Here is a 265-nt window from a genome sequence, read left to right as displayed (position 1 = left end):
GGTTAGGTTAGAATCAGGCAGGCCTAATTGTTGCTCACTAAACTCAATGGTTGATGATTTAACAATTGAGTTTATTGTTACAGGCGCAAAGGCACGCTCAATATCATCTTTTAATGTATCACAGAGAATTAACGGTGAAGTCGCTGACAACTCAGCTTGAGCTGGGCGAAAGTGTTGATTAGGTTCAAGCTTTTCTATACCAAAAACAGATGCGTAACGTGAATGCATAACAACTCGATGGATTAGTAAGATGAATAATATAGGA

General features: G+C 38.5%; 1 protein-coding gene. It reads right to left on the bottom strand.

Annotated elements, in window-relative coordinates:
* Positions 1-228: hypothetical protein (locus tag AAEZ02_RS22655; RefSeq protein ID WP_351125319.1), on the bottom strand; the 228-nt coding region annotated here is incomplete at its 3' end.
* Positions 229-265 lie beyond the last annotated feature (37 nt).

Origin of the sequence: Shewanella sp. T24-MNA-CIBAN-0130, from assembly GCF_040310185.1 — a bacterium.
Taxonomy (GTDB): domain Bacteria; phylum Pseudomonadota; class Gammaproteobacteria; order Enterobacterales; family Shewanellaceae; genus Shewanella; species Shewanella psychromarinicola.
This window is presented reverse-complemented; position numbering and strand designations above follow the sequence as displayed.